Below are 21,365 nucleotides of genomic sequence, written 5' to 3'. Positions count from 1 at the left end.
GCTGCTCACACCGCGCCGGCCCCCGTCATGGCGCGCACCTCGATCTCCGCATGCTTGGCCGCGTCGGGTGGTTCGCTCGCGGTGACGGTCCCGATCCAGCCGGCGAGGAAGCCCAGCGGAATGGAGACCAGGCCGGGGTTCTCCAGCGGGAAGACCTGGAAGTCCGCACCGGGGAAGAGCGAGCTGGGGCTGCCGGAAACGACCGGGGAGAGCGCGACGAGCAGTACGGCCGGAATCAGTCCCCCGTAGACCGAGCAGACCGCCCCGCGCGTGGTGAAGTTCCGCCAGAACAGCGAGTAGAGCAGGACCGGAAGGTTGGCCGACGCGGCGACGGCGAACGCGAGGCCCACCAGGAACGCCACGTTGAGATCCTGGGCCAGCAGGCCCAGCCCGATGGCGACGACTCCGATGCCTGCCGCCGCCATCCGGGCCACGGCCACCTCACTGCGCTGCTTGGCGCCGGGCCGTTTGAGCGAGGCGTAGAGGTCGTGGGCGACGGACGCGGACGAGGCGAGGGTGATCCCCGCGACGACGGCCAGAATGGTCGCAAATGCTACGGCGGCGACCACGGCGAACAGGATCGTTCCCCCGGTGGAGCCTTCACCCCCGCCGAGCACCATGGCCAGCAGCGGTACCGCGGTGTTCCCCGCGGGATTCGACTCCCGTACGTCCGCGGAGCCGACCAGCGCGGCTGCCCCGAACCCGAGCACGATCGTCATCAGGTAGAAGCTCCCGATGAGGCCGATGGACCAGACGACGGACCGGCGGGCCGCGCGGGCGGTGGGGACGGTGTAGAAGCGGGACAGGATGTGCGGCAGCCCCGCCGTGCCCAGCACCAGGGCGAGGCCGAGGCTGATGAAGTCGACGCGCGCCGTCCAGCTCCCGCCGTACCGGAGGCCCGGCGCGAGGAACTCCTTCCCGTGCCCGCTGCGATCGGCGGCGGAGTTGAGCAACTCGTTGACATTGCCGTGGAAGTGGACCAGGACCAGCACGGTGAGAACGACGGTGCCGGCCATCAGCAGGACGGCCTTGACGATCTGGATCCAGGTGGTGGCCCGCATCCCGCCGAGCGACACGTACACGACCATGAGGGCCCCGACACCGATGACGGTCCAGGACCGGGCGGCGCCGCTCGTCCCGCCGAGGAGCAGGGCGACCAAGCTGCCCGCCCCGACCATCTGCGCCACCAGGTAGAGCACGGACACGGTAACGGAGGACGTCCCCGCCGCGATGCGGACCGGGCGCTCCGCCATCCGGGCCGCGACCACGTCGGCGAGCGTGAACCGGCCGCAGTTGCGCACGAGTTCCGCGACGAGCAGCAGAACGACGAGCCACGCGACCAGGAAGCCGACCGAGTAGAGCATGCCGTCGTAGCCGAAGAGGGCGATCAGGCCGGAGATGCCCAGGAAGGATGCCGCGGACATGTAGTCGCCCGCGATGGCAAAACCGTTCTCCATCGGGGAGAAGAGACGGCCTCCGGCGTAGAACTCCTCCGCCGAACCATGCCTGTTCCGACTCACCCAGGTGGTGATGCCCAGGGTGACCGCGATGAAGGCGCTGAACAGGAGCAGCGCCAGGGTCTGGTGTTCGCCGCTCAACGCCCGGCCCCCCGTGTCATCTCCTGGGTCTCCCAGCGCAGATCGAGCGCGGCCCGGTCCCGGCGCAGCCGCGCGTGCCGCGCGTACGCCCCGGTGATCAGGAACGTCGTCAGGAACTGGCCGAGCCCCACGACCATGGCCACATTGACCGCCCCGGCCACGGGCCGCGCCATCAGCCCGGGTGCGGTCACCGCCGTGACCACATAGGCGAGGTACCAGACGAGGAAGGCGACGGTGGCGGGTACGACGAAGCGCCGGTAGCGACGGCGCACCTCCTGGAATGCCTCGCTGCGCTGCACATCCAGATAGATGGCCGCCGCGCTGTGGCCACCCCGGGGCGCGGCCTGCTCGGGCACCGCGGCAGGCGTGGAACCCTCGGCGCCGTCCGGCTCCTCCCAGCCGGAGGCCGGCGCGTCGTCCCACGGGTCGTCGAGCCGCACCGCTGCGGACTCGCGCCCTGCTTCCTTCTCCACCGAACAACTCCCCTTGTCCACGGACCACTTCGGCCGCGTATCCAAGAATGGGCAGATCGGGAAGATCCCGGGCACTTCATTCGTCAGACTTCACCTCTTCAGGTGAAGGATCTCCCTGGAGGGCGCGCCAACCCCCGCATGTAGGCATAGCGCACCGCCTGCGCCCGGTCGCGGAGCCCCGCCTTGGCGAAGAGGTTGTTGATATGGCTCTTCACCGTGGCCTGCGAGATGTGGAGGGCGCGGGCGATGTCGGCATTGGACATCCCCTCGGCGATCAGGACCAGCACCTCGGCCTCACGCGGAGTCATCCCGTCCGGCGGCTCCGGCTCGCCACCACCGTCTCCACCGGCCACGAGAGGCCCTGCGGTCACCTGCTCCAGCAGACGGCGCTGCACAGTCGGCGACAGGCCGACCTCCCCCGAGAGCACGGCCTGGACGGCCCGCACGATCTCGTCGCCCCCGGCATCCTTGGTGAGGTACCCCCGCGCACCCGCCCTGAGCGCGGGAAACAGTGACTCGTCGTCCGCGAAGGTCGTGAGGACCACCACCTGCGTACCGGGGAACTCCGCACGGATGCGCCGGGTCGCCTCCACCCCGTCGCAGCGAGGCATCCGCAGATCCATCAGCACCACGTCCGGCGCGTGCTCGGCCACCTGCGCGACCGCTTCCTCACCGTCCTTCGCCGATCCGACCACCTCGATTCCCGGAAGCAGGCCGAGCAGCATGACGATGCCTTCCCGTACCACCGCCTGGTCATCGGCCACCACCACCCGCGCCGTCACGCGGGCACCCGCAGACTCACCACGAACCCCTCCTCGCCGGGACCGGCCTCCAGCGTGCCTCCCAGCAGTTCGGCGCGCTCCCGCATCCCGAGCAGACCGTATCCGGAACCGCTGACAGCCAGATCCCCTGCCGGACCCCGCCCACCCGAGTCCCTGACTTCCAGCACGATTCCGTCGGACTGATACTCCAGTCTCATGACCACCCGGGCCCCGGGCGCGTGTTTGCGGACGTTGGTCAGCGCCTCCTGAGCCACCCGCCGGACCGTCTGCGACGCCTGGGCGGTCAACGCCCGCTGCTCCCCCTCGACCCGGACCTCGGCCGGCTCGGCCGTCACCAGCTGCCGGAGGAAGTCCTCCACCGGTGACACCTCGCCCCGCAGCGCGGAGAGCGCCTGGCGGGTCTCGGAGAGGCCCTCACGGGCCATGGAGCGGGCCGCGACCACCCGCTGCAGGACCTCGTCCCGGAACTCCCCGGCGGGCTCTCTCTCGATGAGCAGTCGCGCGGCCTCCAGGTGCACCAGCTGCGCGGAGAGGCTGTGCGCCAGCACGTCGTGGATCTCCCGGGCGATCCTGGACCGCTCGTCCAGTGCGGCTGTCTCCGCCTCCGCCACCCGGGCCGCCCGCTCCTGGTCCAGCAGCCGCTGCGCGCTGCCGCGGGCCTCGGCGTCCAGGCGGAGCACGTACCCGGCGAGGCAGAGCCCTGCCGCGGTGATCGCAGTGGTCGTCCAGTCGTCGGTGTTGACCATCGCGTAGGCGCCGAGAGCCACCGCTGTGGCCGGAGTCCCCGCCGCGAGGGGAAGCCGTTCGAGGGCAGTGACCGCACAGCCGCACCAGAGCACCGTCGCGGCCGTGGTCGCCCTTGCCTCCCCCGCCCCGAACGCCGCCAGCATCAGCAGGGCGAGCAGACCGAGCGACGGCCACAGACGGTTGTCGAGAGTGGTCCGGAAGAAGGCGATCGCGAGCAGTGCGCAGACAAGCACTCCCAGCAGTCCGATGACGATCTCCCAGGGCCCGAAGCGCCCACCGGTGAAGGTCCCCCACAGCATCAGAGTGAGCAGGCCGGCCCGCACGGACCAGGCGATCACAGTCCGCGAGCGGCGGCGGGTGTCCCGGGCGAGAGCCTCTCTCGACGGCCAGCTCGTCCAGGCGGCGGGTGTCACACGCGGTCCTTCCACTCCTGCCGGACCGGAACGCCGGCAGCAGGTCCACCGTACGGCGCGGGTATCGCCCCGCCCCGACGCGCCAGCAGCCCCGCCCGCGCCAGCAGAGTCACCGCGAGAGCCGCCATCAGGGCGGGGCTGCCCTGGTGCACGCCCAGCGCGACCGCGATCCCGTACAGGGCCGCCCGCAGGCCCAGTCCGCCGGCCCAGACCAGGGCGGTGGCCTTGGTGCCCTTGCTCCACAGGGAGCCGTCTTCGGCCCGCCATACGCGAGATGTCCACGCCCATCCGGCGCCCGTAACCAGCCCGACCACCAGCTCGGCGCCCAGCACGACGGCTGAAACTATCCGGTGGTGCGGGTCGACGAGGCCGGGCTCGCGCAGGGCCATGACGATCAGCACGGCGGGCAGGACCCACCAGCGCCGGTCGCCGGAGATCCGCTGCGCCGAGCACTGACGGACCACGACGAGAGCGATGACCGCGACGATCACCAGAGCATTGACGAGCCCGGACATGGGCGCCTCCGAGGTGCGAGAAGTTCTGCACCTCCGAAGCTACGGAAGAGTCCGGCTCAGCAGATCGGCTCCAGGGTGGATCATGGGTGGAGAGGCCGTCTCCACCCACGGGTGGAGACGGCGATGTCCGATGCCGGACGGCACCGGACATCGCCCCGGCCCAGGGCCGGACGCTCAGACGTCGATGCGCGAGCGGTCCAGCGTGGCCGCCGAACTGGTGATGAACTCCTTGCGAGGTGCCACCTCGTTGCCCATCAGCAGGTCGAAGACCTTCTCGGACGATTCCAGGTCACCGATGTTGATCCGCCGCAGCGTGCGGTGGCGCGGGTCCATCGTCGTCTCCGCCAGCTGGTCCGCGTCCATCTCGCCCAGGCCCTTGTAGCGCTGGATCGAGTCCTTGTAGCGGATGTTCTTGCGCTGGAGCTCCAGCAGTCGCTGGCGCAGTTCGTTGTCCGAGTAGGTGTAGATGTACTTGTCCTGGCCCTTCTTCGGCTGGACCAGTTCGATCCGGTGGAGCGGGGGCACGGCGGCGAAGACCCGGCCCGCCTCGACCATCGGCCGCATGTACCGCTGGAAGAGCGTCAGCAGCAGGATGCGGATGTGCGCGCCGTCGACGTCCGCGTCGACCAGCAGAACGATCTTGCCGTACCGGGCGGCGTCGATGTCGAAGGTCCGCCCGGAGCCGGCTCCTATGACCTGGATGATCGCACCGCACTCGGCGTTCTTCAGCATGTCGGAAACCGACGCCTTCTGAACGTTGAGAATCTTGCCGCGGATCGGCAGCAGCGCCTGGAACTCGCTGTTCCGGGCGAGCTTCGCCGTACCCAGCGCGGAGTCGCCCTCCACGATGAACAGCTCGCTGCGCTCCACGTCGTCGCTGCGGCAGTCGGCGAGCTTCGCCGGCAGCGAGGACGACTCCAGCGCCGTCTTGCGCCGCTGGGCGTCCTTGTGCTGGCGGGCTGCGATCCTGGTGCGGGCTGCGGCCACCGCCTTGTCGAGTACGGCCCTGGCCTGGGCCTTCGCGTCCCGCTTCGTGGAGGTCAGGAACGCCTTGAGCTCCTTGGCCACGACATTGGCGACGATCCGGTTGGCCGCCGAAGTGCCGAGGACCTCCTTCGTCTGCCCTTCGAACTGCGGCTCTGCCAGGCGTACGGTCACGACCGCGGTGAGGCCCTCCAGGGCGTCGTCCTTGACGATGTCGTCCTCCGCCACGCGCAGCAGCTTCGCGGAGCGCAGCACCTCGTTGACCGTCCTGGTCACGGAACGCTCGAAGCCGGTGACGTGGGTGCCGCCCTTGGGGGTGGCGATGATGTTGACGAAGGACTTCACGTTCGTCTCGTATCCGGTGCCCCAGCGCAGCGCGATGTCGACGCCCAGCTCGCGCGTGACCTCGGTGGGCGTCATGTGGCCGCGGTCGTCCAGGACCGGAACGGTCTCCTTGAACGTGCCCTGCCCGGTCAGGCGCAGAACGTCGCAGACTGCCTTGTCCTGCGCGAGGTACTCGCAGAACTCGCTGATGCCTCCGTCGAAGCGGAAGGTTTCCTCCGTCTTGCCCGCACCGTCCACACCCCGCTCGTCGCGCACGACGATGGTCAGGCCGGGGACGAGGAAGGCCGTCTGGCGGGCCCGCTGGTACAGCGTCTCCAGAGCGAGCTTGGCGTCCTTGAGGAAGATCTGCCGGTCGGCCCAGTACCGCACCCTCGTACCGGTACGCGCCTTCGGGACTCGCTTGCCCTTGCGCAGTCCGTTGGCCGGGTCGAACGGGCTGTCCGGGCCCTGCTCGGTAAAGATCCCCGGAACACCGCGCCGGAAGCTGATCGAATGGGTCGCGCTGTTGCGGTCGACCTCGACGTCGAGCCGGGCGGAGAGCGCGTTGACCACGGAAGCGCCCACGCCGTGCAGCCCGCCGGACGCGGCGTAGGAGCCGCCACCGAACTTGCCTCCGGCGTGCAGCTTGGTCATCACGACCTCGACACCGGACAAGCCGGTCTTGGGCTCGACGTCGATGGGGATGCCCCGGCCGTTGTCGCGGACCTCTACGGAGTTGTCGTCGTGGAGGACGACCTCGATGTGGTCGCAGTAGCCGCCGAGGGCCTCATCGACGGAGTTGTCGATGATCTCCCAGAGGCAGTGCATCAGACCGCGGCTGTCGGTGGACCCGATGTACATGCCAGGGCGCTTACGAACCGCTTCGAGCCCCTCGAGTACGAGCAGGTGCCGCGCGGTGTAGTTGGAACCGTCTCGGTCTGCTCCGGTCAGCAGCGCAGTGGACGGCACGGACGTATCGGCGGTCACGCGGTTCGCTCCTCGCTGAATTTCATTTGGGGCCCAGTGGGTCACGGGCTCGGCTTCGGTTGCCGCTGTGAGGGTACCGAGGCCTGGTAGAGCGGGTGAAACGCCACCCTCGAAGAACCCTCAGACTAAACCAGATTCGCTTATCTGTTCGATCCCTCCTTGGAGTGACGTGCACATCACGTTCCCTTCCAGGCATGAACCATTTAGGCTCCGGGCACGTCCTCATGAACAACCGGCAAGCCAGCCGGCCCGGACTGACCAAGCCAAGCAACGCGAAACCGTAGCGCCACGCAATACGGCACATTCGCCGCGAACCGGCAACAGACAGCCATACCGAGAAGAAGTTTCGAAGAAAAGCCACGAGCGGGAACGTTTTCGGCCTGGTTGGATGTTGACCCTGGTACGACAGCTCGTCGAGCTAGAGAAGAGGCGACGTGACTACTGTTCTGACCCCCGCGAGCCCGCTGACCGCAGCAGACCGCTGTGACCGTTGCGGCGCCCAGGCCTACCTGCGCGTCGTGCTCATCAGTGGCGGTGAACTGCTCTTCTGCGCCCACCACGGTCGCAAGTTCGAGCCGGAACTCAAGAAGATCGCCGCGGAAATACAGGATGAGACGGACCGGCTGACGGCCGTGCAGACCCAAGCCGCCGAAGAGGAACACTGACACCTCGCATCCACGACGAGCCAGGGGTCGGTCCCGGACCGGCCGACGGGCGGCCTCCCCGCTGAGGGGAAGCCGCCCGTTCTCGTACTCGCGGAGCCTGCGCCGGTCAGCCGGCGTCGGCCATCCACCCGATGGCTGCGGAGATCCGCGTGTAGACGCCGGGGCTCCCGGCCTGCCCGCAGCCGTTCCCCCACGACACCAGCCCCACGAGCCGCCCCTGGGCCACCAGAGGCCCTCCACTGTCTCCCTGGCAGGCGTCGTACCCACCCGCGGGTTCGCCCGCGCAGAGCATCGATGCGGCGTCGTACGCGCCGTTTCTGCCGCCCGGGTAGGCCTGCTCGCACGAACTGTCGGGCAGGATGCTCACCTGGGCCGACCTGAGCGACGACGCGTAGTCGCCGTAGCCCGTGGTGTCACCCCAGCCGTAGACGACCGCCGGGGTGCCCGCCTCGTACGCGGAGTCACCGGCCTTCGCCATCGGGATCGTGTCCCCTTCGGGCAGCGCCTCGGAGAGCGTCAGTACGGCCACGTCCCCGCTGTTGGTGGTGGCGTCGAACCCGGGATTGACCCACGTCCCGCTCACCGGGATCTCCTTGCCACCCGCGCCGTTCAGCTCGTCCCGGCCGGAGATGATCCGAAGATCGTCGACCTGGTCGACATCGGTACCCAGGGCTTCCCGGCTCAGGCAGTGCGCGGCGGTGAGCACCTTCTTCGGCTCCACCACGACGCCGCCGCAGAACTGGCCGGCCCTGGTACCCCCGAACCGGTCACGGCTGGACAGGGCCACCACCCACGGGCTGTCCGCGACGTGGGCGGGCTGACCTCCGATGACGATGCTGTCCGCGACCGCCGGGACGGGGGACGCGAGCGGTATCACGGCCGTGGCGGCGGCGAGGGCGAGCGCCCCGGTCATGGTGCGGACGATGGTGCGGGACATGCGTACTCCTGACTCTGTGATGGACCATGCCTACCCAGAGTCATTCCGGCGACGCCGATGCGCACCTCCGCTCCGTGCGGAGACGTCGGTGATTCCCGCATGGATCAGGGCGCACAGTACGAGGGCCCGGTTCCCCATGGGATCCGGGCCCTCGTTGCGCGTAATGCCGCCGTCGACCTAGTCGAGGTAGTCCCGCAGGACCTGCGACCGCGACGGGTGACGCAGCTTCGACATGGTCTTGGACTCGATCTGTCGGATGCGCTCGCGCGTCACGCCGTAGACCTTGCCGATTTCGTCCAGCGTCTTCGGCTGCCCGTCGGTGAGCCCGAAGCGCATGGAGACCACACCGGCCTCACGCTCGGACAGCGTGTCCAGCACCGAGTGCAGCTGCTCCTGGAGCAGCGTGAAGCTCACCGCGTCGGCCGGCACGACCGCCTCGGAGTCCTCGATCAGGTCACCGAACTCGCTGTCCCCGTCCTCGCCCAGCGGGGTGTGGAGGGAGATCGGCTCACGGCCGTACTTCTGGACCTCGATGACCTTCTCGGGGGTCATGTCGAGTTCCTTGGCCAGCTCCTCCGGGGTGGGCTCACGGCCCAGGTCCTGGAGCATCTGGCGCTGGACGCGCGCGAGCTTGTTGATGACCTCGACCATGTGCACCGGGATTCGGATGGTGCGGGCCTGGTCGGCCATGGCGCGGGTGATCGCCTGACGGATCCACCAGGTGGCATACGTGGAGAACTTGTAGCCCTTGGTGTAGTCGAACTTCTCCACCGCGCGGATCAGACCGAGGTTGCCCTCCTGGATCAGGTCCAGGAAGAGCATGCCGCGGCCGGTGTAGCGCTTGGCCAGCGAGACCACGAGACGGAGGTTGGCCTCCAGCAGGTGGTTCTTGGCGCGACGGCCGTCCTCGGCGATGATCTCCAGCTCGCGCTTGAGCTTGGGGGCGAGCTTGTCGGCGTTCGCCAGCTTGTCCTCGGCGAACAGACCCGCCTCGATGCGCTTGGCGAGCTCGACCTCCTGCTCGGCGTTGAGGAGCGGGACCTTGCCGATCTGCTTCAGGTAGTCCTTGACCGGGTCGGCCGTGGCACCGGCGACGGCGACCTGCTGCGCGGGCGCGTCGTCCTCGTCGTCGTCGGAGAGGACGAAGCCCTTGTTCTCGCCCTCGCCCTCCTCTTCCTCGCCCTTGCCCGCCTTGACCTCTTCGGCGACGTCGTCGCCGTCGAGGATCTCGTCGTCCTGCTTGCCGGCCTTCTTGGAGGCGGTCTTCTTGGCAGCCGTCTTCTTCGCGGCGGTCTTCTTGGCAGCCGTCTTCTTGGCTGCGGCCTTCTTCGCGGGCGCGGCCGCCGGGGCGTCCTCGGCCGCCGGGTCCACGGGCTCGGCGGACGGTGCGGCGGGCGCCGCGACAGTCCGTGTCACCGCGGTCTTGGCCGCGACGGTCTTGGTGGCGGTGCGCTTGGCCGGGCTCTTCGCTGCAACGCTGCTCTTGCGGGCGCGCTTCGACGGCTCCGCGGCACTGACCATCAGCGTCACACCCTCTTCCTCGAGGATCTGGTTGAGGCTGCGCAGAACGTTCTTCCACTGGGTTGGCGGAATCTGGTCAGCCTCGAAGGCCCGACGCACGTCGTCGCCGGCGATCTGCCCATCAGCCTTTCCCCGCTCAATGAGCGCCATCACGGATTCGGACTCGGCGATCTCCGGCGGGAGCGTACGGGATGTGCTGGCCGACACGAACAACCTCTCGGAACGATGGAAACGGCTTCCGGCCCGGCCCGGAGAGGGCTGGAACCGACGACCGCCGGGCGGGGAATGCACCGACGGCGCGGGCTAGGCCTCAGAACTGCACAGCGCCCGGAACGGCTGCTGTATTCCTTCTGTGACGGTCACCTCTTAAGTCATCGCGCTGTTTCGAGGAGTGTTACGTCCGATCCGCGTGGCCCGAGTCACACCTGATTTTGGTATGAACACGACTAACGTGACATCTCCCCGCCCTTGTGCCGCCGGACCGCCCAGGTCCGACGGCACATGGCGCGTACACCTCGCCCGCGCCGCGGTCAGTGCTCGCGCGGCGCCGGCACCACTCGCTCCGCCTCGTGGTGGCCCACCAGCAACTGGCGCATGGCGGTCTCGGCGCCCGCGGAGTCACCGGACGCGAGCGCATCGACAATGCGTGCGTGCAGGGCCAGAGATGCCTCACTGGGCCGGTCGCACGAGGTGGCCGGACCCCCGGAGACCTGCAGGGCGGCGGAGACGATTCCGGAAAGGTGCTCCAGCATCCGGTTGCCCGCGGCCTGGATGAGCAGGGAGTGGAACTCCGCATCGGCACGGGCACACGTGATCATGTCGCCCTGCCCGAGCGCGTGTCCCATGATCTCGACCATGTCGGCAAGGCGCTGCTGAATATCCTCACGCCCATGCCCCGCGGCGAGGCGAGCCGCCAAGGGCTCGATCGTCCAGCGGAGATCACCCAGCTCGCGGCGCTGGTCATCACGCTGCGGGCCGAAGGCGCGCCATTCGATGATGTCGGGATCGAGCAGATTCCAGTCACTGACCGGCCGCACCCGGGTACCTACATTGGGGCGGGCGCTGACCAGCCCCTTCGCTTCCAGCACGCGCAGCGATTCCCGCACGACGGTCCTGGAAACCTCGAAACGCTGGCCGATCTCTTCCGGCACCAGGGGGCGGTCCGCGCCGAGGTCACCGGAGACGATCATCTGCCCCAGCTGCTGAACAAGTTGGCCGTGCAGTCCGCGGCCACGGCTGGCCGATCCCCGTCGGCCCACCCGGCCGAGCTCGGCATCGGGACCACTCCAGGAGCGCGCGGCGGCGCGCTCGCCGGCCGGCGCCTCCGCGTACGGGTATCGGTCGAGTTCGCCCGGACCGGCGAGGCCGGAGTCGGCGGAGCGGGCGGTGGTCATCATGGTGTGCGCAAGGGTACTCACGCATCCTTTGTCGGCGGGTCCCAGCCACCCCTTGAGGTCTTTGCTGAAAAGCACACGAAAGGGTGATCGGCACCAGCCCCTCAATTGACGCCTTACTGGTATAAACCGGACGCCTCGAAGAGGGCTATGGAAACTCGCCCCTCCGATCACGCCGCGCGATCACCAACGGACCCTGCCGCGAAGGCTGGTGAAGAGAAACGCGCAGACGAGAGCCGCCAACGACAGACTCAGGGCCGCTCCCACGGGATGCGCCACGACCCGCATCGCGGCCAGCAGCCACCGGTCCACCGCTCCTGGCCACTGGAACCAGGCCAGCTCCCGCAGCCGGCCGGGAAGCCCGGCCATCGAACGGGCGGTCGACGCCTTCGGCATCCGCTCGACGAGCGGCACCATCACTACGGGTACGGCGAGCACGGCGGCGATGCCCGCAGCCGTCACCCGGAAGACTCCGGCCGCCAGCAGTCCGGCCCAGGCACAGCCGACGGTCAGCCCGAACCAGCTCACGGCCAGCGAAGCCGCATTCGCGGGGACGTGGAGCGAGCCACCGCCGTACACGATGCGAAGGGTCTCGGCCGACGCCAGCACGACCAGGACCGCAAGCAGGAGCGCCACGCCCGCGGACACCGCCAGCTTGGCGAGGAGCAGCCCGAATCTGCGGGGCACCGTTCCCCGGCCGGCGGCCAGCGCCGGGTAGCGGAACTCGTCGCCGAAGGACAGTGCTCCCAGCAGTCCGGCCCCGAGCGCGGCGGGCGGAAGCGGCAACAGCGAGGGCCAGGCGGCGATCACATGCACCGGCGGCGTACCACCGCCCCGGGCCAGAAGTACGGACAGGCCGACGGAAGCGGTCAGCACCACGGCCATGATCACGGTGGTGGTCCGCACCCCGAACAAGCGGCGCAGTTCGTAGCGGACCGGCCACAGTGGCCCCCGCGCCGGACGCCGTCTGATGGACGGCGGAACCTCCCCGCGCACGTGGGGCCGGAGCGGCCGGCGGGCGGCATCGGCGGTGTGGGCCGAGACTTCGCGCGCTGGGGCTCCGGGGCCGGCGGTTCCGGCCGTGTGCGTGGAGGAGCCCTCGGCCTCGGCCCGCGCTCCGACCGTGCCGACGGGGCCCACGTCGCCCACCTCGTCAGCGAGTTGGTGGACGGGGAGCCCGTGCCTGAACGCGGCGTCACCGACTTCCGCGCAGCTGCTGCCGTACACGGAGAGCCGGTTGCCGACGGGCTCGGCGACGACCTCGACGGAGCGCCGGGCAACTCGCGCTTCCCTGCTGACGATCGCGGCGAGGCGAGCTGCTTGCGGGGAGCGGACGGCGACGCGGGGCCGTAGGCGGGTACGGGAGAAGGCCGCGCCGTCCTGGTCGGCGATCAGGCGCCCACCGTCGATGGTCACCACACGCCCGGCCGAACGCGCGGCCTCCTTGGGGTCGCTGGTGGCGAACAGGACCGTTCCGCCCCGATCGGCGTGGGAACGCAGCATGCCGTGCAGCCAGTCCGCCTCCCTCGGCGCCAGCCCCTCCGCCGGGTCGTCCAGGAGCAGCGTGTGCGGGTCACCGAGCAACGCACAGGCCAGCGCCAGCCTCCGGTCCATGCCGAGGGAGAGCGTGCCGATGCGCTGGTCCCCCAGGCCGGCGAGGCCCACCGCCTCAAGCAGTTCGTCCGCCTTGACCGCGGGGACGCCCGCCGCGGCGCAGAGCATGCGCAGTTGCCCGCGCACCGTTCGCGCGGGATGCCCCGGCACGTCACCCAGCACCACTCCCACCTCGCAGGCCGGGCGCGGCACACGGTGCAGGGGCCTGCCCCGGAAGTAGGTGATGCCCCGGCCCGGCTCCAGTTCGAGCATCAACCGCAGCGCCTCGGTCTTGCCGGAACCAGGCGCCCCGAGCAGGGCGGTGACACAGCCCTGCTCCGCGTCGAAGGTGAGGTCGTCCACGGCGGGCGCTTGTCCACGGGAGCGGTTGCTGGTGAGTCCGATGGCCTGGAGCATCGCTTCTCTCGCAGGAAATGGGACGGCGAAGGCGGAGCCGCCCGGCGGCGAGTGAGTACCGCAGCACGATAACCCGACATATCCGACTTTTAGCGCAGGGTGGTGCACGCGGCGCTTCGGAGGCTGCGCCCAGGCCCATCGGCCGGCGCCGGAGGCCGCAGCCGCCCGCCGACTTCGACGGTCCTCCGCGGGGTGGCAAGGCGTCGGGTGACGATCCGCCCCGGCTAGACCTCGGGCCTCAGCATCGGCGGGTTGAGCACCGTGGCCGTTCCCGACCGGAACAGTTGCGCGGGGCGGCCCCCCTGGCGGGTGGTCGTCCCGCCGGTGGGCACCAGGAAACCGGGCGTGCCCGTCACCTTGCGATGGAAGTTCCTGGGATCGAGCACCACACCCCACACCGCCTCGTACACCCGGCGCAGCTCACCGACCGTGAAGGCGGGCGGGCAGAAAGCGGTGGCCAGTGAGGAGTACTCGATCTTGGAGCGCGCCCGCTCGACCCCGTCGGCGAGGATCTTCGCGTGGTCGAAGGCCAGGGGCGCCTGGTGCTCACCGTCCGGGGCGTAGCCGCCTTCGGGGCCGAGCAGATCCTCGACAGGCGCCCATCGCGCGCTGTTCGCGTCGCCGCCGGCCCTCGGGGCGGGCAGATCGGGCGCCAGCGCGAGATGGGCGACGCTGACGACCCTCATCCTCGGATCGCGCGCCGGATCCCCGTACGTGGCGAGCTGTTCCAGATGTGCGCCGTTGCCCACGGCCGGGGCTGCCGGGTCCTGGGCGCATAGGCCGGTCTCCTCGACGAGTTCTCGCGCCGCCGCGGCCCCGAGGTCCTCGTCGGCCTTGACGAAGCCTCCCGGCAGCGCCCACCTGCCCTGGAACGGCGTTTCACCCCGGCGCACCACCAGTGCGCACAAAGCGTGTCGGCGGACCGTGAGCACGACCAGGTCGACCGTGACGGCGAACGGCGGAAAGGTCGACGGGTCGTAGGGCGGCATGCCGTGATCATAGTCGTCTTCCTGACGATAAACACTCCCTTCCCCTCTACTCTTCGCAAGCTTCCGGAACCGGCCGCCGGTCACCCGGAGAGGAGGCGCCGCCCGGTCCCGGGTGCGGCGCCGATGCCCGGCGCCGCACCCGGCTCAGCGGCCGGTCCTGGTCCCTCGGCGCCCCTGCACCCCGGTGCGGGAGGTCCGTCGCCTGCCCGCCGCAGCGGGGCCGGGCCGACTGGAACCGGAACGCACCCTGGCACGCCCGGCCGGCCGCATACGTACGGGACGGGCCCCCGCGACCCGTTCCGTACGCCGACCGCGCCGGGCCGACCGCGTGCCGCGCTCACCACGCAGGCAGCGCCGCAGCGTCTCCGGGTCCAGGCCCTGGTTGCAGGCCTCGTGCAGCAACTGGGCGAAGGTGTAGTGCGGATCGAGGCGCAGGGCGAGTCCCAGCGCGACACGCGCCGCCGGTTCGTCGCCCGTCGACCAGGAGACCCAGCCCGCCAGGGTGAGAGGGGCCGCGGCGTGTTCCTCGTACGGGGCGACACAGCGACGGGCCAGCGCGCGCCAGAGCCTCAACGCCGCATAGGCTTCCGGCCCTTCCATCCACTCGGCCGCCCTGTCGCGCGTCTCCCGGTCCTGGAGACCGAGGATCACCGACGCGGCCTCCTCATCGGTGATCAACCGGTCGTCGTTGATGTCGGCCAGCGAGGGCGCCGCCGCGGGCGCCTTTCCGAGGCGGCCCATGAGCCGGCGGGCCAGTTCGAGCGTGGCTACGCCCACCTCCCTGCGGCGCTCCCGGTCGAACAACAGGGGCACCATCGCGCTGCCCGCCGAGTCGAGGGCACGCTGCTGGGCGTCGTTCGGTGTGTGGGTGACCGGCATGAGCCTCGCCTCCATCTCCCGCAGCGATCCCCGAACCTGGACGCCCGCGTAGGTGGCCGCCGCCGCCATCACCGAAGTACCGGGCATGGCCAGGGCGTTGCCCTCCGCCGGGCAGCAGCGGGCATCGGGGCACACGTAGGACCAGAAGCGGTTGCCCGAGATGCACAGCGCTTCGAGGACGGGCACGTCCAGCGCTCCGCAGGCTGTCCGCAACAGCTGGGCGAGCGGCCGAAGGCGCTCCATGGCCTGGTTGCCCGTCTCGCCGTCCACCGGGTCCTGGCAGAGGAAGACGACGATCGCGTCGGGCCGCGAGCCGCGCCGCTCACTGCCCCTGATCAGGCACTCGGCGAGTTGCTCGGCGACTGCGGGCCATTCTCCCGCGGACTGCGGGATCCCGAGCCTGAGCCGCCCTCCGAACCGGCCGCGGCCGCCGTGCAGGGCGACCATGACCACGCTGTCGTTCGGATGGAAGCCCATGAGATACGGGAGAGCGTCCGCCAGCTCGGCCGGACCTCGCAGGGTGATCTGCTGCTCTTCGGAGGGGCCGGTGGATTCCGGGTGCTTGTTCATGGCACGACCGTCTCGCGGGCAACCGATTTTCGCTACCCCCTGTGGATAACTCATCCACAGAGAGTGATCGGGTGTTCGCGGTTGTCGGATCCATCGGGTTGCATGGGTGCATGACCAACGCAGACCGCGCAGAGCTCAGGGCTTCGGCCGATTCCGTACTGGCCCGACTCGTCGGCGACGCCTCCGGCACCGCCCGGCTGCGCGAGGACCAGTGGCGGGCCATCGAGGCGCTCGTCGCGGACAAGCGCAGAGCGCTGGTCGTCCAGCGCACCGGCTGGGGGAAGTCCGCGGTGTATTTCGTCGCGACCTCCCTCCTGCGCGCCCGGGGCAGCGGGCCGACTGTCATCGTCTCGCCGCTGCTGGCGCTGATGCGCAACCAGGTAGCGGCAGCCGCGCGGGCCGGCATCAGCGCCCGCACCATCAACTCGTCCAACACGGAGGAGTGGGACTCCGTGCAGGCCGAAGTGGCCGCAGGTGAGGTCGATGTCCTGCTGGTCAGTCCCGAGCGGCTCAACAATCCCGATTTCCGCGACCATGTGCTGCCCCAGCTCTCCGCGGCCACCGGGCTGCTCGTCGTCGACGAGGCGCACTGCATCTCCGACTGGGGCCACGACTTCCGGCCCGACTACCGACGACTGCGGACGATGCTCGCCGATCTCCCCGCCGGGGTCCCGGTACTCGCCACCACCGCCACGGCGAACGCCCGGGTCACCGCCGACGTGGCGGAGCAGCTGGGCACCGGCGCCGGCACCGACGCGCTCGTCCTGCGTGGGCCGCTCGACCGCGAGAGCCTGAGCCTCGGTGTGCTGCGGCTGCCCAACGCGGCGCACCGGCTGGCATGGCTCGGGGACCACCTCAAGGAGCTTCCGGGCTCGGGGATCATCTACACGCTGACGGTCGCTGCCGCGGAGGAGGTCACCGCCTACCTCCGCCAGTGCGGGCACACCGTCGCCTCCTACACCGGCCGCACGGAGAACGCCGAGCGCCAGCAGGCGGAGGACGACCTGCTGGCCAACCGGGTCAAGGCGCTGGTGGCGACGTCGGCGCTCGGCATGGGGTTCGACAAGCCCGACCTCGGCTTCGTCGTACACCTCGGATCTCCCTCCTCCCCCATTGCCTACTACCAGCAGGTGGGCCGTGCCGGACGCGGTGTCGAGCATGCCGAGGTGCTGCTGCTGCCGGGCAAGGAGGACGAAGCCATCTGGCAGTACTTCGCGTCGGTAGCGTTCCCTCCGGAGGAACAGGTCCGGCGCACCATCGACGCGCTGGCGCAGGCGGGGCGGCCGCTCTCGCTGCCCGCTCTGGAGCCCCTGGTCGACCTGCGGCGCACGCGGCTGGAGACCATGCTCAAGGTGCTCGATGTCGACGGGGCGGTCCGCCGGGTGAAGGGTGGCTGGACCGCGACGGGAGAGCCCTGGGTCTACGACTCCGAGCGCTACGCCTGGGTGGCCCGTCAGCGGGCGGCCGAGCAGCAGGCGATGCGCGACTACGCCACGACGGACGGCTGCCGGATGGAGTTCCTGCGCCGCCAGCTGGACGACGAGGAGGCGGTCGCGTGCGGGCGGTGCGACAACTGTGCCGGCGCCCGGTTCGACGAGGGTGTCTCCGCCGCCGCGCTGGACACGGCGAAGGGTGAGCTCGGCAGGCCCGGTGTGGAGGTGGAGCCGCGCAAGATGTGGCCGACCGGGCTCGCGTCGGTCGGTGTCGACCTCAAGGGCCGTATCCCGGCGGCCGAACTCTCCGGTACGGGCCGCGCGCTGGGCCGGCTCTCCGATATCGGGTGGGGCAACAGGCTGCGCCCGATGCTGGCCGCACAGGCACCCGACGGACCGGTGCCGGACGATGTAGCCGACGCCGTGGTGTCGGTGCTGGCCGACTGGGCGAGGGGTCCCGGCGGCTGGACGTCGGGGGCGACAGACGCGGTTCCCCGCCCAGTCGGCGTCGTCACTGTCGCATCGGCTCGCAGGCCCCAGCTCATCGAGTCCCTCGGCAGGCGCATCTCCGAAGTCGGGCGGATGCCGCTGCTCGGGCGTGTGGACCTCGGTCCGGGCGCCGATGACATCCGGATGTCGCAGACCAACAGCGCCCAGCGGGTCCGGGCCCTCCACGAGAGGCTGGTCGTCGGGCCTGAGCTGTCGGAGGCCCTGACGGCCTCGGGCGGACCCGTGCTGCTCGTGGACGATCTCTCGGACACCGGCTGGACCCTCGCCGTGGCGGCGCGGTTGCTGCGGCGAGCGGGAGCGGATGCGGTGTTTCCGCTGGTCCTCGCTGTTCAGGCGTGACAGGAAGCGTCAGCCGGGGTCGGACGGGGCAGGGATATCCGTGTCATTCCGGCTGATTACCGTCAGCCGCGCCAATTGCTCGTTGCCGCCTGCCGATACGCCAGGAAGAATTGGACTCGCTCCCCGCACGGTCCTTTCGCGGGCCCGAAAGGGCTGTGCCGCGGCGCGCCCTCACCCGACCCTGCCCGCATCGTGGGCGCGTATGCGAAGGGAGGACCGTGACCTTCGGATTCGCTCCGTCCGCAGCCACTTCGATGTCGACAGCCGCCGACTCCGCCAACCGCCTTGCCCGGATGCTCGAACCGGCCGAGTGGGCAGCGGCCGGCATACCTCTGCTGCGCAGCCCGCGTGAGGTGGTCAGCGGCCTGCACGCCAGGCATCGGCCGACCCCTGCCACCGCCGTGGTAGCCGTCCTGGACCACGAGGAGCGCCTCACGGCGAGCGCCTCGTTCGCCCGCCGCTCGGTGTCGGCGGACGGCTGGGAATTCCGGAACTCGCTGCTGGCGCACCTGCGTCGCGTCATCCCGCACGATCTGCGCCGCCGCACGCCCGTCCGCACCGCGGTGCTGCTCTACTGCCGTGAGGGGGACGAGCGTTGGACGGAGGAGGACGGGGCATGGATGTGGGGACTGCGGGACGCCTGCACCCTGCATGGACTGCGGTGCGGCGCCTACATCACGCTGACCAGCGGTGGCTGGCAGGTGCTGGGCGAGGGGCGGGGCGGTCGTCGCCCGAACTCCACGTCACAGCCGTCCCTCCTCGCCGACACCGTGCTGGACCTGGACCAGGTGCCGTCGCGCACGGGTGGCGGAGCGGCCCAGGCACTGCACCGCTCCGCCGCTCGCTGAACACGTTCGTGACCCGACCGCCCTCGGGGTGGCCGGGTCACGAAAACGCCTGGTCACCACGGGCCGCGAGGCGTGATCACCGTGGAACGACGTGCGTCGCGGCTCAGACTCCGGCACCCAGCGCGGCGTTGACGCGCTGCGGGTCGCCGCAGACGATCAGCAGCGCACCGGCGGACTCCCGGGCCTTGGTCAGCGCCCGCGCGGCCACCTCGTCGGCCGGACCGTTGACCGCGACGATCACCACGGGCCGGGGCTTGACCCGGCCCGCCGCGGCGGCAGCGGCGAAGAAGACGTCGTCGCCCGCTTCGTGCTGGGCCCAGTAAGCGGCCTCACCGAAGGAGAGCTCGTGGGTCGCCCACGGGTGCTGTCCGCCGGTGGTCAGCACGAGGATGTCGCCGGGCGCGCGGCCCGAGTCGAGCAGCAGGTCCACGGCCTCGTCGGCGGCGTCGAGCGCGCCGTCGGCCGATGCAGGGATGATCTGGAGCTGCGGCGCGGAACGATTCTCCGGCCGTGCCGCCTGGGGCCGGGCGGAGGTGGAGTGCTGGCGCTGCGCCGGGGGCGCAGGCCGCGGGCCGGGCACCGGACGACCGGGGCGCGGCATGGCCGCTGTACGCGGACCGGGTACGGGATGAGGGGTCGACGCGGCGCGGCCGGTGGCCGAGGTGGCGCGGGGACCCTGGGCGCTCTCGTGAATCTGAGGCTCCTCGGGGATGAGAGGCATGGGTGGTTGTCTATCAAACGCCGATGCCTCGGGCATCAGCGGGTGGGTACATGTGCGCAATCAGAAGTCGAAGCCGAGCTGGCCCCCGCTTTCCAGTGCGGCCGCCTCCGCGGAGATGCGGACCTTCTTCAGGTGCTGCCACCGGGGCAGCGCGTCGAGGTAGGACCACGAGAGGCGGTGGTGAGCGGTCGGCCCACGCTCCTCGAGTGCGGCCCTGTGCACAGGGGACGGGTAGCCGGCATTCGCGTCGAACGCGAAGTCCGCGTACTCGCCGCTCTGCGCGCCGAGTTCGGCCATCATCGCGTCCCTGCGGACCTTCGCGATCACGGATGCCGCGGCCACCGCGATGCAGGACTGGTCGCCCTTGATGACGGTACGGACCTGCCAGGGGCTGCCCAGGTAGTCGTGCTTGCCGTCCAGGATCACCGCGTCCGGGCGGACCGGCAGCGCCTCCAGGGCCCGCACGGCGGCGAGCCGTAGCGCGGCGGTCATGCCCAGCTCGTCGATCTCCTGGGGCGAGGAGTCGCCGACGCCGTACGCGGTGACCCAGTGCTCCAGCACCGGGGCGAGTTCCGCACGGCGCTTGGGGCTGATCAGTTTGGAGTCGGTGAGCCCGGCGGGGGGTCTGCGAAGACCGGTGACCGCGGCGCACACGGTGACGGGTCCCGCCCACGCTCCGCGTCCGACCTCGTCGACACCTGCGACGATCTTGGCACCGGTGGTGGCGCGCAGTGAGCGCTCGACGGTGTGCGTGGGTGGTTCGTACGGCATGGCGTCTGTCAGCGTACGCCGAAGGGGGCGCCAGGAACACCCCGGGTCGCCCCCTCGGCCCGCCATGCCGGCGTGCGGCCAACCGGGCTGGTCGTCGCGGGGCTCGCGGCCTGGCACCCCGGGCGGGTTCTCAGCGGGGGGCGGAGCGGAAGACAGGCACCGCGACCTGGTCGATCAGCGCCTCGATCTCGGCGTCGTCCCACTCGCTCCCGCACACCTTGGTGCGGTACATCATCATCGCGGGGATCACGTCGAAGGCCAGTTCCCGCAGGGCACCGGGGCGGACCTCACCTCGCTCGACCCCCCTGCTCACCACTTCCCTGATGAGCTCGGTCGACGGCCGGATCACACCGTCGAGAATCACCGACTGGAAGCGTTCAGCCGTTCCGGCATCGCATTCGTGAATGACGGAACGCAGGGCCGAGCCGGAGGTGGACAGCATCGCGTCGCGCATACCCCGGCACAGCTGGTAGAGGTCGTCGCGGACGTTGCCCGAGTCCGGGGCCCGGCCCATTGCCGGCATGCCGCTGCGCAGAGCCTCGGCGACCAGCTCCTCCTTCGAGGACCAGCGCCGGTAGATCGCGGCCTTGCCCGTCTGGGCGCCGGCGGCGACCCCTTCCATCGTCAGGCCGTTCCAGCCGACCGTACTCAGCGCTTCCAGCGCCGCGTCGAGGATCGCGCGTTCCAGCACGGACCCCCGGCGGCGCAGGGACACCACCGGCTGCCGAGCGGCGGCGGCCGATCGCGAAGTGACCATGAGCTTCTCTCCATCGAACAGGTGCGGTTCGCCTCCGCGAACCTTCCGGAAGTCGGAACCCGGCGGACGCAAAGGCGACGGGGTCGGCGCGGGATCGAGCAGTCCCGGCCGGAGTCGAGGGCTCCGGATATATCGGCAACGAAGATCCAGTGAACGCTTGCGTTCACTGGAGGGGACTCAGTACCGTTGACCGGACAG

General features: G+C 70.4%; 18 protein-coding genes. 3 read left to right on the top strand and 15 right to left on the bottom strand.

From position 1 onward, the window contains the following. Window positions 1–5: 5 nt before the first annotated feature. From EAO73_RS11830 to EAO73_RS11805, 6 genes are all read right to left on the bottom strand, one after another. The gene (locus tag EAO73_RS11830; protein WP_147971321.1) at window positions 6–1,598 is read right to left on the bottom strand and encodes a cation acetate symporter; all 1,593 of its coding nucleotides are present in this window, start codon (window positions 1,596–1,598) and stop codon (window positions 6–8) included. After that, window positions 1,595–2,038 (bottom strand): DUF485 domain-containing protein, encoded by a 444-nt coding sequence (locus EAO73_RS11825; protein WP_147971527.1) that lies wholly within the window; start codon window positions 2,036–2,038, stop codon window positions 1,595–1,597. Before EAO73_RS11825 ends, EAO73_RS11830 begins: the two co-directional genes overlap by 4 nt. Window positions 2,039–2,169: 131 nt before the next feature. Continuing rightward, a complete protein-coding gene (locus EAO73_RS11820; RefSeq protein WP_147971320.1) occupies window positions 2,170–2,853 on the bottom strand; it encodes a response regulator transcription factor in 684 nt (227 codons plus the stop codon). Beyond that, on the bottom strand, window positions 2,850–4,013 hold the full coding sequence (locus EAO73_RS11815; RefSeq protein ID WP_147971319.1) for a sensor histidine kinase: 1,164 nt from the start codon (window positions 4,011–4,013) through the stop codon (window positions 2,850–2,852). The genes EAO73_RS11820 and EAO73_RS11815 overlap by 4 nt, the downstream gene beginning before the upstream one ends. After that, window positions 4,010–4,528 (bottom strand): DUF1453 family protein, encoded by a 519-nt coding sequence (locus EAO73_RS11810; protein ID WP_147971318.1) that lies wholly within the window; start codon window positions 4,526–4,528, stop codon window positions 4,010–4,012. Before EAO73_RS11810 ends, EAO73_RS11815 begins: the two co-directional genes overlap by 4 nt. 174 nt (window positions 4,529–4,702) lie before the next feature. Then, window positions 4,703–6,823 (bottom strand): DNA gyrase/topoisomerase IV subunit B, encoded by a 2,121-nt coding sequence (locus tag EAO73_RS11805; protein ID WP_147971317.1) that lies wholly within the window; start codon window positions 6,821–6,823, stop codon window positions 4,703–4,705. A 434-nt stretch (window positions 6,824–7,257) separates the two neighbouring features. Between EAO73_RS11805 and EAO73_RS11800 the strand changes: the two genes are divergently transcribed. Beyond that, window positions 7,258–7,488: a hypothetical protein gene (locus EAO73_RS11800; RefSeq protein ID WP_147971316.1), complete on the top strand. Its 231-nt coding sequence runs from the start codon at window positions 7,258–7,260 to the stop codon at window positions 7,486–7,488. A gap of 106 nt (window positions 7,489–7,594) precedes the next feature. Here EAO73_RS11800 and EAO73_RS11795 read toward each other — a convergent pair whose 3' ends face one another. The 6 genes from EAO73_RS11795 to EAO73_RS11770 all read right to left on the bottom strand — a co-directional run bounded on the left by EAO73_RS11795 (window position 7,595) and on the right by EAO73_RS11770 (window position 15,788). Further along, window positions 7,595–8,425 (bottom strand): S1 family peptidase, encoded by an 831-nt coding sequence (locus EAO73_RS11795; protein ID WP_147971315.1) that lies wholly within the window; start codon window positions 8,423–8,425, stop codon window positions 7,595–7,597. A 177-nt stretch (window positions 8,426–8,602) separates the two neighbouring features. Then, window positions 8,603–10,153, bottom strand: coding sequence for an RNA polymerase sigma factor (locus tag EAO73_RS11790; RefSeq protein WP_147971314.1), 1,551 nt, complete (start codon window positions 10,151–10,153; stop codon window positions 8,603–8,605). 323 nt (window positions 10,154–10,476) lie between these two features. Further along, window positions 10,477–11,343: a FadR/GntR family transcriptional regulator gene (locus tag EAO73_RS11785; protein ID WP_318153256.1), complete on the bottom strand. Its 867-nt coding sequence runs from the start codon at window positions 11,341–11,343 to the stop codon at window positions 10,477–10,479. 180 nt (window positions 11,344–11,523) lie between these two features. Continuing rightward, complete coding sequence (locus tag EAO73_RS11780) at window positions 11,524–13,350, bottom strand: ATP-binding cassette domain-containing protein (RefSeq protein ID WP_147971312.1); 1,827 nt, start codon at window positions 13,348–13,350, stop codon at window positions 11,524–11,526. Window positions 13,351–13,574: 224 nt separating this feature from the next. Next, window positions 13,575–14,339: an NUDIX hydrolase gene (locus tag EAO73_RS11775; RefSeq protein WP_147971311.1), complete on the bottom strand. Its 765-nt coding sequence runs from the start codon at window positions 14,337–14,339 to the stop codon at window positions 13,575–13,577. Between the two features lie 144 nt (window positions 14,340–14,483). Beyond that, a complete protein-coding gene (locus EAO73_RS11770; protein WP_147971310.1) occupies window positions 14,484–15,788 on the bottom strand; it encodes a DUF4192 domain-containing protein in 1,305 nt (434 codons plus the stop codon). Window positions 15,789–15,898: 110 nt separating this feature from the next. Between EAO73_RS11770 and EAO73_RS11765 the strand changes: the two genes are divergently transcribed. Both EAO73_RS11765 and EAO73_RS11760 read left to right on the top strand, forming a co-directional pair. Next, a complete protein-coding gene (locus tag EAO73_RS11765; RefSeq protein WP_147971309.1) occupies window positions 15,899–18,070 on the top strand; it encodes a RecQ family ATP-dependent DNA helicase in 2,172 nt (723 codons plus the stop codon). 218 nt (window positions 18,071–18,288) lie between these two features. After that, on the top strand, window positions 18,289–18,918 hold the full coding sequence (locus EAO73_RS11760) for a hypothetical protein (RefSeq protein WP_147971308.1): 630 nt from the start codon (window positions 18,289–18,291) through the stop codon (window positions 18,916–18,918). 103 nt (window positions 18,919–19,021) lie between these two features. On the opposite strand, the gene EAO73_RS11755 is transcribed toward EAO73_RS11760, so the two are convergent. The 3 genes from EAO73_RS11755 to EAO73_RS11745 form a co-directional block, all read right to left on the bottom strand. Continuing rightward, window positions 19,022–19,639, bottom strand: coding sequence for a hypothetical protein (locus tag EAO73_RS11755; protein ID WP_191133995.1), 618 nt, complete (start codon window positions 19,637–19,639; stop codon window positions 19,022–19,024). Window positions 19,640–19,699: 60 nt separating this feature from the next. Further along, the gene (locus tag EAO73_RS11750; protein ID WP_147971307.1) at window positions 19,700–20,410 is read right to left on the bottom strand and encodes a ribonuclease HII; all 711 of its coding nucleotides are present in this window, start codon (window positions 20,408–20,410) and stop codon (window positions 19,700–19,702) included. Window positions 20,411–20,540: 130 nt separating this feature from the next. Then, entirely contained in the window at window positions 20,541–21,167 is a 627-nt protein-coding gene (locus EAO73_RS11745; RefSeq protein WP_147971306.1) for a TetR/AcrR family transcriptional regulator, read from the bottom strand. Window positions 21,168–21,365 lie beyond the last annotated feature (198 nt).

Origin of the sequence: Streptomyces sp. col6, from assembly GCF_008042035.1 — a bacterium.
Taxonomy (GTDB): Bacteria; Actinomycetota; Actinomycetes; order Streptomycetales; family Streptomycetaceae; genus Streptomyces.
The sequence above is the reverse complement of the archived record's forward strand: the minus strand, read 5'-3'. Positions and strand labels throughout refer to the sequence as shown.